The sequence below is a fragment of the Mesorhizobium sp. genome (assembly GCF_004962925.1).
In the GTDB taxonomy this organism is placed as follows: domain Bacteria; phylum Pseudomonadota; class Alphaproteobacteria; order Rhizobiales; family Rhizobiaceae; genus Mesorhizobium.
Genome location: NZ_SUEO01000047.1, coordinates 6,269 through 7,021 on the forward strand (window position 1 = coordinate 6,269; position 753 = coordinate 7,021).

At 69.1% G+C, this 753-nt stretch carries 1 pseudogene; it reads right to left on the reverse strand.

The window, feature by feature from the left end:
- Window positions 1-753: pseudogene (locus E5W87_RS12285) on the reverse strand (ABC transporter permease); the annotation flags it as partial.

Consider the following 753-nt stretch of genomic DNA (forward strand, 5'->3'; position numbering starts at 1 on the left):
GTTCGAGCTCGACCGGCGCCTGGGCGATCGACGCCCGTAGGCTGATCAGGGCGCGCGGCAGGAACATCAGCGCATAGGCAACGAGGATCGTGAACAGGGTCTGGTAGAGCGGCAGAGCGATGCGCACCGTGATGGTGACCAGTGCCAGCGCCACGACGACGCCGGGCAGCGAGCCGACGATGTAGTTGCAGCCTTCCAGAAGACGCTGCAGCGGTCCCGGCGCGCGGATCGAGATCCAGGCCATCGGCATGGCGGCGACGGTAGCGAGCAGGGCGCCGGCGAGCGCCAGGAACAGGGTCTGGCCGAGCGCCAGGCCGATCTCGTCGAACCGCCAGACATCGGCACCGCCGGCCACAAGCCAGCGGCCGATGGTGACGAACGGCACGCCAAGCGCCAGCAGCGCGGTGACGACCGGCAGCAGCAGGCACGGGATCGTGGCGCGGCCGAGCCTAGTGCGTTGCAGGGGACGCGCGGCGCCCGAGCCGACGCGGGCATAGCGCTCCTCGCCGCGCACGAGCACCTCGATGCCGAGCAGCACGAAGCAGCATGTCACCAGCACCGCAGCCAGCATGTTGGCGGCGGGGCCGTTGAAGGTCGACTGGAACTGGTCGACGATCGCTGTGGTGAAGGTGTCGAAGCGGATGAACACGTAGAGGCCATATTCGGCCAGGAAATGCAGGCCGACCAGCAGCGAGCCGCCGCAGATGGCGAGCCTGAGCTGCGGCAGCACGACACGCCGGAACACGCGCCACG